Genomic DNA, 12,491 nt, shown 5'->3' on the forward strand with positions numbered 1-12,491 from the left:
CGCACCGACAACAAGGTCACCCCCGACGCCTTCAAGCAGGGCTCCATCGACGGCGCCTGGGTCCCCGAGCCCACCGCCTCCAAGCTCGTCTCCGAGGGCGGCTCCGTCCTCCTCGACGAGGGCAGCCTGTGGCCCCAGAACAAGTTCGTGATCACGAACGTCATCGTGTCGCAGAAGTTCCTCAAGGAGCACCCGGACGTGGTCGAGGCCGTGCTGCGCGGCACGGTGAAGACCAACGAGTGGATCCACGCCAACCAGGACAAGGCCAAGGCCTCCGCCAACGCCAAGCTGCAGGCCGACACCGGCAAGGGGCTGGACCCGAAGGTCATCGACCCGGCGTGGCCGAGCATCGCGGTCACCGACGACCCGCTGGCCTCGACGCTGAAGACGCAGTCCGACTGGGCCGTCAAGGCCAAGCTCCTGGACAAGCCCGACCTCACCGGCATCTACGACCTGACCCTCCTCAACAAGGTCCTCAAGGCCGCCGGCAAGCCCCAGGTCTCCGACGCCGGCCTCGGCGCCAAGTAACCCCGTAGTCCAGCAATCCCAGGAGGTGACGACCATGGCCACCATGCTCGCCAAGGCTGCCGAGGGCGCGGCTGCGGAGCAGACGCACGCCGCCCGCATCGAGCACGTCTCGAAGTCCTTCTCCGGCCCGGCCGGATCGCAGCTCGTCCTGGACGACATCAGCCTCGATGTCGCTCCCGGCGAGTTCGTCACCCTCCTGGGGGCATCGGGGTGTGGCAAGTCCACCCTGCTGAACCTGGTCGCGGGTCTGGACAAGCCGTCCGCGGGGTCGATCGAGACCCCCGGCGGCCGTCCGGCGCTGATGTTCCAGGAGCACGCCCTGTTCCCCTGGCTGACGGCCGGCAAGAACATCGAACTGGCGCTGCGGCTGCGCGGGGTGCCCAAGGCCGACCGCAAGCCCGAGGCCGAACGGCTGCTGGAGCTGGTCCGCCTCGGCGGCGCCCACGGCAAGCGCGTCCACGAACTCTCCGGCGGCATGCGCCAGCGCGTCGCGCTCGCCCGCGCCCTCGCCCAGGACAGCCGCCTCCTGCTGATGGACGAGCCCTTCGCCGCCCTCGACGCCATCACCCGCGACGTCCTCCACGGCGAACTCACCCGCATCTGGGAAGAGACCGGCCTGTCGGTCCTCTTCGTCACCCACAACGTCCGCGAGGCCGTCCGCCTCGCCCAGCGCGTCGTCCTCCTCTCCTCCCGCCCCGGCCGGGTCGCCAAGGAGTGGAACGTCGACATCCCCCAGCCGCGCCGCATCGAGGACGCGGACGTCGCGGAACTGTCGCTCGAGATCACTGAACACCTGCGTGGGGAGATCCGCCGCCATGGCCAGCACTGACACCACCCCCAAGGCGGCGAAGGGCGACGACCTGGCCGGCCTGGAGGCCGGCCTCGACGCGCTCGACGCCGTCCAGACCCACCGCACCCCGGTGCGCGAGGTCCTCACCAAGAAGGTCCTGCCCCCGCTCCTGGCCGTCGGCCTGGTGCTGGTGGTCTGGCAGGTCCTGGTCTCGGCGAAGGTCACCGACGAGACCAAGCTGCCCGCGCTGTCCGCGGTGTGGCACAGCCTGACCGAGATGTGGCTGAAGGGCACGCTGCTGGAGGTCATCTGGACCTCGGTCTCCCGCGGTCTGCTCGGCTTCCTCCTCGCCCTGGCCATCGGCACACCGCTGGGCCTGCTCGTGGCGCGGGTGAAGTTCGTCCGCGCCGCGATCGGCCCGATCCTCCAGGGCCTGCAGTCGCTGCCCTCGGTCGCCTGGGTGCCCCCGGCGGTGCTCTGGTTCGGCCTCAACGACGCCATGATGTACACGGTGATCCTGCTGGGCGCCGTCCCGTCGATCGCCAACGGTCTCGTCTCCGGCATCGACCAGATCCCGCCGCTGTTCCTGCGCGCCGGCCGCACCCTGGGCGCCACCGGCCTGCGCGGCGCCTGGCACGTCGTCCTGCCGGCCGCCCTGCCGGGCTACGTCGCCGGCCTCAAGCAGGGCTGGGCCTTCTCCTGGCGCTCCCTGATGGCCGCCGAGATCATCGCCAGCTCCCCCGACCTGGGCCTCGGCCTCGGCCAGCTGCTGGAGAACGGCCGGAACAACATCGACCTGCCGGGTGTTTTCCTGGCGATCGTGCTGATCCTGGTGGTCGGCATCGCCATCGACCTGCTGATCTTCAGCCCGGTCGAGCGCTGGGTGCTGCGCAGCCGCGGCCTGCTGGTCAAGAACTGAGATCCGAGCGTCCCATGTCCTCCCCCGCACTCCTGGTCATAGCCCACGGCAGCCGCGATCCGCGGCACGCGGCGACCGTGCACGCCCTCGTCGGGCGGGTCCGGTCGCTGCGGCCGGGCCTCCGGGTGGAGACGGCCTTCCTGGACTTCGACGGTCCCACCGTCCCCCAGGCCCTGGCCTCGCTGTACCTGTCGGGCGCCCGCGAGGTCGTGGCCCTGCCGCTGCTCCTCACCAGGGCCTTCCACGCCAAGGCCGACATCCCCGCGGTCCTCGCGGAGTCGGCCACCCGCCTGCCCGACCTCACGGTCCGGGTGGCGGACGTCCTGGGCCCGCACCCCCTCCTGGTGGCCTCCCTGGAGCGCCGCCTCGCCGAGGCCGGTACCGGCCTCACCCCGGCGGACCGCGCGACGACCGGTGTCGTCCTCGCGTCCGCCGGGTCCTCCGACCCGGAGGCGATCGCAGTGATCGCTGAAATCGCGCGGGAGTGGCGGCACACCGGTTGGTGCGCCGTGCGACCTGCGTTCGCCTCCGCCGCCCTTCCCCGCACGCAGGACGCCGTCCGCGCCCTGCGCGCCGAGGGCGTCCGCCGCGTGGCCGTGGCCCCGTACGTCGTCGCTCCGGGCTTCCTCCCGGACCGCATCGTGACGGGTGCCCGCGAGGCCGGCGCGGACGTGGTGGCGGACGTGCTGGGCGCGGCCCCGGAACTGGCCCGCCTGCTCCTGCACCGCTACGAGACGGCCGCCCGGGCCGGCGCCCCGTTCCGCGCCCTGACCGCCTGAGCCCGGACACACGCGAGGGGGGCCGCAGCACGTGTGCTGCGGCCCCCCTCGGGCGTTCCCCCTCGGTCGCCTAGGAGGCGTCGACCTGCCAGATCAGGCAGTCGGCGACCTGCTTCGGCTCCTGGCCCAGCAGCCCGGAGAGGGTGCTGCGCAGCTCCGGCGCGCGCTGCTGGTTCACCGGCAGGACGAGCACGCCCGCCTTCCAGTACGCCAGGTCCGCACGGGCCTGGTCGCGCATCTGCGGGGTGATGTCCTGCGGGGGTTCGACGGTGCCCCAGCGGACGTCGTTCAGGAGGGAGGAGAGCATGCGCGGCTTGGCGCCGTAGATGCCGACGCGGTCGGGGCCGTCGGGACCGTTGAAGTACCCGCCGGCCAGCTTGAAGCCGAAGCCCGTGCTGCTCTGCCAGTGCAGGGCGGCGGCGGAGCCCGGGTCGGGGAGCGGCACGGGGACGAGCGAGCGGCCGCCCTCGACGTACTCCTTGTAGCGGCCCTCGGTGATGAAGGAGGGCACCGGCTCGCGGTCCCTGGTGACCAGGGGCAGCGGCAGGATCGGGACCAGGGCGGCGGCGACGGCGAGGTAGCCGACCGCGCGGTGGTCGCCGGAGCGGAAGCCCCGTATGCGGTCCAGGGCGAGGGCGAGCAGCATGCCGAAGACGGGGGCGCAGACCATCGCCACCCGGCTCTCGATCACGGACTCCAGCAAGGGGAGGTGGCGCAGCAGGCGCCACGGGGCGGGCACCGTGATGCCGAACTTGTCGAGCTCGACCTGGGGGCCGAGGGAGAGCACGGCCGCGACCACGGCGGTGAGGCCGAGGGCGCGGACGAGGGGGCGGCGCCACATCCACAGGGTGATGCCGATGGCCAGCGCGAGCAGCGGCCAGCCGTAGAAGGCGTTCTGCTCGGTGGTGTTCATCGACAGCTTGGCCGCGGTCTCGGCGTCGCCGAACAGCGAGCGCGCCGGGTACTCGCTGAGGGCGCGCAGCGGGTTGCCGGCGCCGTTGTCGCCGTGGAGCACCGAGTGGTAGCTCTGCGGTCCGAAGAACTGCCAGTACAGCGGGAAGGCGACCAGCGGTATGGAGACGGCCGCGCCGATGCCGAGGCCCTTGGCGAGCGGCTTGACGGCGGCGCGCGCGGTGTCCCGGTCGTAGCAGGCGTGGATGAGGGCGAAGATCGCCATGCCCATCGCGGCCAGGAGGAAGGGCTCCTCGCCCAGGTAGATCTGGTAGGCGGTGAACAGTCCCAGCAGGACGCCGTCGCGGACCACGTTCTTGCCCGCGCACAGGCGCAGGGCCCGGTCGATGATCACCGGGATCATGAAGAGGACGACGAAGTTGGGGTGCGCGTTGGCGTGCGAGATCATCGGCGGCGCGAAGGCCGCCAGCGCGCCGCCGGCCGCGGCCGCCCAGCGGCTGTCGGTGAGCCGGCGGTGGATCAGCCAGTACCAGGCCCAGGCCGTCGCGGTGAGGCCGAGGGTGAAGACCGTCGCCAGGGCGAAGGTGGGGCCGAACAGCAGGGTGACCGGGGTCATCGGCACCGAGAGGCCGAGCATCACCGTGTTCGCCATCAGGTTCACGCCGTCCGGCATGTTCTGGAGGTCGGTGAACAACGGGTTGCGCAGGTGGGAGATGTTGTCGGCCGTCACGCCGAAGAACCACTCCCACTGGTTCTGGTCCTGGAGGGAGTGGGCCAGGATCGACCCGTCCAGGTCCGTCCAGAGGCCCTTGTAGAGGTAGAGGGAGGCCAGGAGGTAGAGGCCGGCGACGGCGAGACCGCCCGCGTTCAGCCGCATCAGCTCGCCGAGGGTGCGCAGGTAGTCCAGCAGCTGCACCTTGGAGCCGTCCTGGTGGGCCCAGCGGACGGGTACTTCGGCGACGGGCCAGCCCTTGCGGCGGTAGTACTGGAGGATCTCGACGTCGATGGCCCAGCCGTCGAGCCGGGCGGCGCCGAACGCGGCCCGGGCCTGGTCCCCGTCGAACAGCTTGAACCCGCACTGCGTGTCGCGGATGCCGCGTACGGCCACCAGCCGGATGACCCGGTTGCCGACCCAGCCGAGGACCTCGCGCAGCACGCTCTGCTGGCGCTCGATGGCGGAGTCGCGGTGGGCGCGGGAACCGATGGCCGCGTCCAGGGACGGGTTGTCGGCAAGCGCCTGTTCCAGGCGGGCGAGTTCTTCTATGGGGGTCGCCAGGTCGGCGTCCATGATCAGTACGCGGCGGCCGAGGGAGGCGCGGACGCCCAGGCGCAGGGCGCTGCCCTTGCCCCGGTTCTCCTCCGACTGGACGAGCCGGATGCGGGGCTCGTCGGCCCCGGCCTTGAGCGCGATGGCGGCGGTCCGGTCCGGGGAACCGTCGTCGACTACGATGATCTCCCAGTCGGCCCGGCCGCTGCCCACGTGCTCGTCGAGGTAGTCCCGGACCAGCTCCAGGGTCGGGGCGAGCCGCTCCTCTTCCCGGTAGGCGGGGATGACCACGGAGAGTCCGACAGACCCTGGTCCCTGGTTGTGGGGTTCGCCCGTGATGGTGGCACCTCGGGCCAGTCCGTTCTGCACATTCAAGCCGTTCGTCAAGTTGTTCTGCTCATCCGCGAGGCAGCACCGAGCCGAACGCTCCGCACGCGAAAGGCGCCACTGCACGGTGGAACGATGGTGCGTGGCGTCATCGACCGCGTCTGAGCGATCATCTTCAGGCAATTGATCTCTGAAAGCCCTTAAGGTTCCAGAACAATATAGGTCAGCCCACAGGCCGGGCTATCCCCGCCCTGCGGCCTCGTCGGCCAGTGCCGTGAGGTCGGTGATGGACATGGCTCCCGGCGGCAGGGCCTCGCGGGCGAAGATGTTCGCGGCGTGGCGCAGGACCTCGTTCACCGGGGTGGGGACGCCGTGGAGGCGGCCCAGCAGGGCGATCTCGCCGTTGAGGTAGTCGGCCTCCACCGAGCCCGTGCCGCGGGCCAGGCTCTGCCAGGAGGAGCCGCCCCGGACGCCGGGGGGCTCTTGGACCTTGCCGTCGCGGGCCGCGGACTGTTCGGCGTCGGAGGTGTAGCCGATGCCCGCCGCCGCGAAGGCGGCCTCGGCCTCGCGGACGGCACGCAGCAGCAGGGCCGCCTTGGCCGGGTCGGGTTCGGGGCCGGTGGTCACCTGGATCGCGTTGCCGACGTTGCGCAGGAGCTTGGCGTACTTCCACCGCATCACGTCCTCGACGACGGGTGCCTCGAAGCCGGAGGCCTCCAGGTCGGCGGCGACGGCCCGGATCCGTTCGTCGGAGCCGCCGGCGGCCCGCCCGAGGTGGAGGATGCCGGTGAGCGGGGTGCAGAGCGCCGAGACCACGCCGGGCTCCAGGAAGGTGGCGGGGAGCCAGAGGCAGACCCCGTAGACGCGGGCGAAGCGGCGCAGGGCGAGGCGCTCGCTCTCCACGCCGTTCTGGGCGCACAGCAGCGGCAGCCGCTGGGCGGCGGTGCCGCCTCCGGCGACCTCGGCGGCGCCCCAGGTGTCGAGGGCGGCGACGGCGTCCTGCGTCTTGACGGTCAGCACCAGGACGTCGTCGGGGCGCAGTGCGCCGAGGTCGTCGGGGTGCGTGGCCACGGGGAGGCGGTGGACGCGCTCCCCGTCGGCGGTGGTGAGCCGCAGCCCCTTCGTGCGCAGCGCCTCGGCGTGCGGGCCGCGTGCGACGAGGACGACCTCCCGGCCGGTTTCCGCGAGCCGTCCCCCGATGGTCGCGCCGACCGCTCCGGCGCCGATGATGATGTAACGCATACCGAGAGCCTGGCACACGGCGCGCGGCGGGGGCCCACCGGGCCGTCCCGCAGGACCGCGAGCGCCCCTAGCCGGCGGTCAGTTCGACCAGTTTGACGACCGTGTTCCAGTTGCGGGTGGTCGCGTCGACGCCCTTGAGGACGGCCGGCCTGTGGAGGGCCGCGCCCAGTTCGGAGCTGCCCAGCCCGCCGGGGGCGTAGAGGTAGAGGACGCGGTCGCCCAGGCGGTACTCCTCGGGGAGGTAGGCGGCCGGGTCGAACGCCGCGAAGCGTTCCGGTGCGGGCTGCTCCGAGAAGAAGGTGGCGTGCAGCTGCCGGCCCTCCAGCTCGGCCGCGGGGAACGGGCAGGCCTCGGCGACCGCGCGCAGGTACGCGCCGTCGACCACCAGGACCTTCACCGGGAAGCCGAAGCGGGCCTCGACGGCCGCTTCCAGCTCCCGGGCGAGGGCCGCGGGGTCCCGGCTCGCGCTGCTGAAGACGGCGTTGCCGCTCTGCAGGTAGGTCCGCACGTCGCCGTGCCCGAGCCCCTCCAGCACGGAACGCAGTTCCGCCATGGGGACCTTCTTCTTCCCCCCGACGTTGATGCCGCGCAGCAGCGCCGCGTACTTCTTGGCGGGGTCCGGTCTCCTGGTCATGACCGCACCCTACTTCCGCCGCGGCAGCGCGCCCTCGATGAGGTCGGCGGCCTGCCGGGTGCCGCCCTCGCCGGCCATCTGCGCCCGGATCTCCCCGGCGCGCACGGCGACCTGCGGGTCGGCGAGCAGGCCGAGGACGGCCTCGCGCAGGGTGGCGGCGTCGGCCTCCTCCATCGGGACGTGCCGCGCCACCCCGAGGGAGGCCAGCATGTCGGCGTTGCCGAACTGGTCGACGGCCTGCGGGACCGCGACCATCGGGGTCCCGGTGGCCAGGCCCTCCTGGCTGCCGCCCGCGCCGGCGTGGGTGACGAAGGCGTCGGCCTGCCGGAGGACGTCCAGCTGGGGGACCCAGCGGTGGACCTCCACGTTCGCGGGGAGCTCCCCCAGTTCGGCCTCGTCGGTGAACCTGCCGATCTGCAGGACGACGTGCCAGTCGGGCAGGTCCCCGAAGGCCTCGGCGCAGGCGCGGTAGAAGGCGGGCTGCTTGGTGAAGGTGGATCCGAGCGAGACCAGCAGGACCTTCTTCCCCTCGGCGCCGGCCGGCCGCTGCCAGGTGCCCTGGGTGGCGCCGCGGTCGCCCTGGCAGGCCCCGACGAAGGTGTGGACGGCCGGGTCGACCCGGTCGGCGTGCGGCTGGAGGGCGCGCGGGATCAGCACGACGCTGCGCCGCGGCCGGCCGACGAAGGAGTCCGCGTCCTGCGCGATGCCGTTCTCGTCCAGCCAGGCGCGGAAGCGGGCGTGGTAGGCCTTGCCGCGGTCGCTCGCGCGCAGTCCGGCGGTCATGGGGGCGCCCACCTCCTCCTCGTAGCCCTCCCAGGCCACCAGGTTCGGCGAGAGGGAGATCGCGGGGACCTCCCAGCGGTGGGCGAGGACGCGCGCCGCGTAGGAGGTGATGTCGTGGATGACGAGGTCCGGTACGTCGCCTTCGAAGGCTGCCGCGAGCTGCGGGAGCGACTGCACGGCGTCGTCCAGGAAGGGTTCGAGGTGGTCGACGAGCTCGGTGCCCCAGGCGTCCGGCTCGTCCTCGGTGGGCAGGACGGACGTCCAGACCACGGGGGTGGCGCCGGTCTCGGCGACCTGGTCGGCGAAGGCGGCGGGGATGGCGTAGCTGACGCGGTGGCCCCGTGCGACGAGTTCCCGGATCACTTCGATGCTCGGGTTCACGTGCCCGGGGGCGGCGATGGAGAACATGGCGATGTGGGCGGTTCCGGCTGTGGTCATGTGGACGACCCCAGCGAGACGATACGTCTCGTGCAATCTCATTCCCGCGGACCGGGCCCCCGCAGGCCACGCAATGGGAGACTTGGCGCATCCACGATCACCATCACGATCACCACCGCGACCAGCCGGCGAAGGACGAGACGAGCGCATGGACGAGGCACGGGCCAGGGACGTACTGACGCAGGCGGGTCTCACGGGACCGGCCGAGCTGCTCGCCTACGGCGAGAACGCCGTCTTCGCCCTCGGGGACCTGGTCGTCAAGGTCGGCCGGGAGGCCGGGCTGCTGGAGCGGGCCGAACGCGAACTGGCGGTCGCCGACTGGCTCGCGACCGCCGGGATCCCGGCGGTCCGCGCGGCCGAGCCGGAGCCGCGGCTGGCCGGCGGGCACCCGGTGACCCTCTGGCACCGGCTCCCCGACGCGCTCCGCCCGGCCGGCCCCGCGGACCTCGCGGCGCTCCTGCGGCCCCTGCACGCGCTGCCCGCCCCGCCCTTCGCACTCCCCGCCCGGGACCTCCTCGGCGGGGTCGAACGCTGGCTGCGGCTGGCCGGGACGGCCGTCGACCCCGAGGACGCGGCCTACCTGCGGGACCGCCGCGACGCCTACGCCGGGCAGGTCGCCGCCCTCACCCCGCACCTGGCCCCGGGTCCGATCCACGGCGACGCCCTGCCCCGCAACGTCCACGTCGGCCCGGACGGGCCGGTCCTGGTCGACCTGGAGACGGTCTCGGCGGACCTGCGCGAGCACGACCTGGTGGTGATGGCCCTGTCCCGCGACCGCTACGGGCTCCCCGCGGCCGACTACGACGCCTTCACCGGCGCCTACGGCTGGGACGTCCGCGCCTGGGAGGGCTGCGCCCTGCTGCGCGGCGCCCGCGAGACGGCCAGCTGCGCCTGGGTCGCCCAGCACGCCCCGGCCAACCCCAAGGCCCTGGCCGAGTTCCGCCGCCGCGTGGCCTCCCTGCGCGACGGGGACCCCGAAGTGCGCTGGTACCCGTTCTAGTGGACGTGAAGCTGCGGCTGACCGTCCACGAGGCGCGGCGCGGGGCCGGGACCTTCCAGGTCGTCCGGCCGGCCCGCCCGCCGGAGCACGCCGCCCTCTTCGACGACGCCTGGTGGCTGAACGCCCACGTCGACCGGGACGCGGCCCTGCTCATGGCGGGGCTGTGGACCCTGGCGGCCGGCTCGCCGCGCTCCCTGGTCCACCTGCCGCTGCGCGGCACCGCCCCGCCCGCCGGCTCCGGGCGGCTGGACCTCGTCCTGCTGCACCACTCCCTGCAGTTGGCGCCCTCCCGCTGGAAGGAGCTGCGGGGCCGGCTCTCCCCCGGCCGCCCGCGGACCGTGGAGCTGTCGCTCGCCGAGCCCGCCGAGGAGGAGTACGCGTCCCTGCACCGCCCGGACAACCGGGACCGGTTCCACCAGCACGTCCACGCCGAGACCCTGTTCATGACGGGCAGCGCCAGGACCTTCCGGCTGGGCGCCGCGGCCTTCCTGGACGTCGCCCGCAACGGCCCCGCGTACGTCGACCCCTACCCGGACCGCGCCTACCGGCACCGCCACTACTGCGCGTACGTGCCCTGCGACGCCCGCCGGCGCGACATCCACGTCGAATACCGCGAACCCCCCGCGCCCGGCGACGGGCCCCGGCCGTGACCGCGGGAGGGCCGGCCCCGGCGGTCAGCGCCCCCGGGGTATGAGCGGCCAGGCCGGCTCGACGACCGCCGACGGGTCGGCGGTGCGGCGCAGGTAGGCCTGGAGCGAGACGGACTGCTCGGCCGCGGCGCGGACCTGGAGGTCGTGCAGGTCCGCCAGCGGCATCAGGCCGACCGGCCGGTGCCGCTCCGCCATGCGCCGTACCACGCGGGCGGCGGCCAGGGCGTCCGCCCGCGCGTCGTGCGCGTCGTCCAGCGCCACCCCGTAGTGGTCGCACAGCGCGTGCAGGGCGCGCTTGCCCTTGCGGTACTTGTCCACGTGCTTGTCGATCACCAGCGGATCGATGACGGGCCACGGCGCGCCGCCGAGGCGCTCGCTGACCGACGCGACCCCGTGGCGCCGGCACTCCCGGTCCAGCAGGGACAGGTCGTAGCGCGCGTTCATCACCACCAGGGGCGTCCCGAGCCGCAGCGCCCCGGCCACCGTCCGCGCGATCTCCTCGACGGCGGACGCGGCGGGCACCCCGTGCGCCCGGGCGTGCTCCGTCGATATGCCGTGGATCGCCGACGCCTGCTCCGGTATGGCCACCCCGGGATCCAGCAGCCAGGTCCGCTCCCCCGCGACGGCCCCGTCCGCGTCCAGCCGCACGACCGCCGCCGTCACGATCCGGTCGCTCTCCACGTCGGTCCCGGTGGTCTCCAGGTCGAAGGCCACCAGCGGCCCGCTGAGCCAGCTCATCGGACGGCTCCCGCCCCGGCGCCCGCCGCCTCCTGGCCCGACCCGCCGCGCACTCCCCCGTGCCACGCCTCCATGACGCACCCTCCCCCGTATGTCCGGTCAACGCGTTTCAGCCTGCCACGAGGCACTGACACCGGACGCGGCCACCCCCGGGGGCCGGGCTCAGGACACCGGGCGGGAGTCCTCCCAGACCGACTCGAACTCCTCCCGGTAGGTCTGGAACAGCCCGTGGTCCGCGTCCTTGGGAACCCCCCGGCCGCCGCCGCGCAGCACCAGCACCGGCGCCTCCATGCCCCGGGCCCGCCGCAGGTAGGACTGCACCACCGCGATCCCCGAGGACTCCCCCTCCACCAGGTAGGCGGTGAAGCGGGGGGTCTCGTCGAAGACGTGGATGTCGAAGCGCGAGGGGTCCTTCAGGCCCGCCCGCACCCGGCGCACGTGCAGGATGTTCATCTCCACCGAGCGGCTCAGCTCGCCCTTGCGCAGCCCCAGCTCGCGCTCGCGCCGCTTGACCGCGCTGCTCGCCGGGTTCAGGAACAGCAGCCGCACCCGGCAGCCCGCCTCCGACAGCCGGACCAGCCGGCGGCCCGAGAAGTTCTGCACCAGCAGGTTGAGGCCTATGCCGATCGCGTCGAGCCGCCGCGCCCCGCCGAACAGGTCCTCCGCCGGCAGCTGCCGCTGCAGCCGCACCCGGTCCGGATGGACGGAGATCACGTCCGCGTACCGGTCGCCCACCAGGTCCTCGACGGCGTCGATCGGCAGCCGGTCCGCCGAGGGGCTGCCCGAGCCGGCCCCCAGCACCTCCAGCAGCCGCGCCGACGCGCGCTCCGCCTGCTCCAGCACCGCCCGCGACAGCGCCCGGTTGCGGGACACCACGTTGCGCGTGACCTCCAGCTCGTCCAGGGCCAGCTCGATCTCGCGCCGGTCGTCGAAGTACGGCTCGAAGCACGGCCAGTGCTGGACCATCAGCTCGCGCAGCTGCGGCAGCGTCAGGAAGCTCAGCACGTTGTCGTCGGCCGGGTCGAGGAGGTAGCCCTTGCGCCGGCTGACCTCGCGCACCGCCACCGCCCGCTGCACCCACTCCTGCCCGGCGGGGCCGGCGGCCGCGACCACCCAGTCGTCGCCGCCGTGCACGGGCTCGTAGACGGGCCGCAGGACGGCGCCGACCACCGAGCGCAGCCGCTGCTCGATGAGGTTCAGCCAGATGTACGCACGCCCCGCGCGCTGGGCCCGGGTGCGGACCTCGCTCCACGCCTCGGCGCTCCAGTCCAGCTCCGCCCCGGCGCGCCCCTCCCCGGCCGCCGGCTGGGCCGGCGACACCGCCGCCGCGGCCCCCGGCACACCGCCTGGGGCGTCCGCCGGGCCGCCCTCCTGACCGCTGTCACCAGGGGGCAGCTCCAGACCTCCCGAGCTCACTCGTGCACCGCCTTCTGCGTCCGGACGCCCGTCTCCAGTGATCACGGAAGGGTACTCCGCGCGCGATG

At 73.5% G+C, this 12,491-nt stretch carries 12 protein-coding genes; 6 read left to right on the forward strand and 6 right to left on the reverse strand.

The features are described from left to right. The 4 genes from ACFVXK_RS23640 to ACFVXK_RS23655 all read left to right on the forward strand — a co-directional run. Positions 1 to 528, forward strand: a 528-nt coding sequence (locus tag ACFVXK_RS23640; protein WP_389614715.1) for an ABC transporter substrate-binding protein, incomplete at its 5' end; no start/stop codon positions are given. Between the two features lie 34 nt (positions 529 to 562). Beyond that, positions 563 to 1,357 (forward strand): ABC transporter ATP-binding protein, encoded by a 795-nt coding sequence (locus ACFVXK_RS23645; protein ID WP_389614717.1) that lies wholly within the window; start codon positions 563 to 565, stop codon positions 1,355 to 1,357. Then, positions 1,344 to 2,237 carry an ABC transporter permease gene (locus tag ACFVXK_RS23650; protein ID WP_389614719.1) on the forward strand — a complete coding sequence of 298 codons (894 nt, stop codon included), beginning with the start codon at positions 1,344 to 1,346 and terminating at the stop codon, positions 2,235 to 2,237. Before ACFVXK_RS23645 ends, ACFVXK_RS23650 begins: the two co-directional genes overlap by 14 nt. Positions 2,238 to 2,251: 14 nt before the next feature. Continuing rightward, the gene (locus ACFVXK_RS23655; protein ID WP_389614721.1) at positions 2,252 to 3,016 is read left to right on the forward strand and encodes a sirohydrochlorin chelatase; all 765 of its coding nucleotides are present in this window, start codon (positions 2,252 to 2,254) and stop codon (positions 3,014 to 3,016) included. Positions 3,017 to 3,086: 70 nt separating this feature from the next. Here the strand turns inward: ACFVXK_RS23655 and ACFVXK_RS23660 are convergent, their stop codons facing one another. The 4 genes from ACFVXK_RS23660 to mgt form a co-directional block, all read right to left on the reverse strand. Next, entirely contained in the window at positions 3,087 to 5,534 is a 2,448-nt protein-coding gene (locus ACFVXK_RS23660) for a glycosyltransferase (RefSeq protein WP_389614757.1), read from the reverse strand. A 228-nt stretch (positions 5,535 to 5,762) separates the two neighbouring features. Beyond that, positions 5,763 to 6,764, reverse strand: a complete 1,002-nt coding sequence (locus tag ACFVXK_RS23665) for a ketopantoate reductase family protein (protein WP_389614723.1) — start codon at positions 6,762 to 6,764, stop codon at positions 5,763 to 5,765. A 67-nt stretch (positions 6,765 to 6,831) separates the two neighbouring features. Continuing rightward, a complete protein-coding gene (locus tag ACFVXK_RS23670) occupies positions 6,832 to 7,398 on the reverse strand; it encodes a DUF1697 domain-containing protein (protein WP_389614725.1) in 567 nt (188 codons plus the stop codon). Positions 7,399 to 7,407: 9 nt separating this feature from the next. Then, entirely contained in the window at positions 7,408 to 8,661 is a 1,254-nt protein-coding gene (gene mgt, locus ACFVXK_RS23675) for a macrolide-inactivating glycosyltransferase (protein ID WP_389614727.1), read from the reverse strand. Positions 8,662 to 8,767: 106 nt separating this feature from the next. Here mgt and ACFVXK_RS23680 point away from each other — a divergent pair, with 106 nt between their 5' ends. Together ACFVXK_RS23680 and ACFVXK_RS23685 are read left to right on the forward strand one after the other, a co-directional pair. After that, positions 8,768 to 9,619, forward strand: coding sequence for a phosphotransferase enzyme family protein (locus ACFVXK_RS23680; RefSeq protein ID WP_389614728.1), 852 nt, complete (start codon positions 8,768 to 8,770; stop codon positions 9,617 to 9,619). Then, positions 9,619 to 10,269 (forward strand): hypothetical protein, encoded by a 651-nt coding sequence (locus ACFVXK_RS23685; RefSeq protein WP_389614730.1) that lies wholly within the window; start codon positions 9,619 to 9,621, stop codon positions 10,267 to 10,269. Before ACFVXK_RS23680 ends, ACFVXK_RS23685 begins: the two co-directional genes overlap by 1 nt. Before the next feature lie 24 nt (positions 10,270 to 10,293). On the opposite strand, the gene ACFVXK_RS23690 is transcribed toward ACFVXK_RS23685, so the two are convergent. Both ACFVXK_RS23690 and ACFVXK_RS23695 read right to left on the reverse strand, forming a co-directional pair. Then, positions 10,294 to 11,007, reverse strand: coding sequence for a 3'-5' exonuclease (locus ACFVXK_RS23690; RefSeq protein WP_389614732.1), 714 nt, complete (start codon positions 11,005 to 11,007; stop codon positions 10,294 to 10,296). A gap of 162 nt (positions 11,008 to 11,169) precedes the next feature. Continuing rightward, positions 11,170 to 12,423 carry an SAV2148 family HEPN domain-containing protein gene (locus ACFVXK_RS23695; RefSeq protein ID WP_389614734.1) on the reverse strand — a complete coding sequence of 418 codons (1,254 nt, stop codon included), beginning with the start codon at positions 12,421 to 12,423 and terminating at the stop codon, positions 11,170 to 11,172. Between the last annotated feature and the right edge of the window lie 68 nt (positions 12,424 to 12,491).

Origin of the sequence: Streptomyces sp. NPDC058157 (assembly GCF_042884105.1) — a bacterium.
GTDB lineage: Bacteria > Actinomycetota > Actinomycetes > Streptomycetales > Streptomycetaceae > Streptomyces.